This is a genomic window from Pseudoroseomonas cervicalis ATCC 49957 (assembly GCF_000164635.1).
Classification (GTDB): domain Bacteria; phylum Pseudomonadota; class Alphaproteobacteria; order Acetobacterales; family Acetobacteraceae; genus Pseudoroseomonas; species Pseudoroseomonas cervicalis.
This window is the reverse complement of the sequence record NZ_GG771152.1, coordinates 1-748: the sequence shown is the minus strand read 5'-3', so window position 1 is coordinate 748 and position 748 is coordinate 1. Positions and strand designations below refer to the sequence as shown.

Sequence of the window (748 nt, the reverse complement as noted above, 5' to 3'; positions counted from 1 at the left end):
GGCGGTTCCGCCCGGCGGCCCTGCCACGGCCCCCCCCCCCGCGCTCCACCCCTCAAGGCGACGGCGGCAGCCTGGAAAAAACCTTGTCGGTGTAGTTGCAGTGCTCGCGCGCCACGCAGCGCCAGCATTCCGGCGCCCGCGCCTTGCAGACATAGCGCCCGTGCAGGATCAGCCAGTGATGCGCGTCGCGCAGCAGCTCGGGCGGCACGCGCCGCATCAGCGCGTCCTCCACCGCGCGCGGCGTCTTGCCGGGCGCCAGGCCGGTGCGGTTGCCCAGGCGGAAGATATGGGTGTCCACCGCCATCGCCTCCTCGCCGAAGGCGACGTTCAGCACGACATTGGCGGTCTTGCGGCCGACGCCGGGCAGCGCCTCCAGCGCCGCGCGGTCCGCCGGCACCTGGCCGCCATGCCGCTCGATCAGCAGGCGGGACAGGGCGATGACGTTCTTCGCCTTGGACTTCCACAGCCCGATGCGGCGGATGTGCTCGCCCACCCCCTCCTCGCCGAGGGCCAGCATTTTTTCCGGCGTGTCGGCCAGCGGGAACAGCGTGGCCGTGGCCTTGTTGACCGAGACATCGGTGGCCTGGGCCGACAGCGCCACCGCCACCAGCAGCGTGTAGGGGGAGGTGTAGTGCAGCTCCGTCTCCGGCGCCGGGTTGGCCTGGGCCAGGCTGCGCACGAACAGCGCCGCCTGCGCCGCCGACATGCGGCGGGCCCGGCGCGGCGCGGCGGCGCTGCCATGCAGCGG

The 748-nt window shown here is 73.4% G+C and carries 1 protein-coding gene; it reads right to left on the bottom strand.

What is annotated here, in order from left to right; all coding sequences use genetic code 11:
* Positions 1 to 52 precede the first annotated feature (52 nt).
* Entirely contained in the window at positions 53 to 706 is a 654-nt protein-coding gene (nth, locus tag HMPREF0731_RS22285) for an endonuclease III (protein ID WP_007006533.1), read from the bottom strand.
* Between the last annotated feature and the right edge of the window lie 42 nt (positions 707 to 748).

Coding starts and splice junctions, on each gene's coding strand:
- nth (WP_007006533.1), bottom strand. CDS start 706: ATGTCGGCGGCGCAGGCGGCGCTGTTCGTGCGCAGCCTGGCCCAGGCC.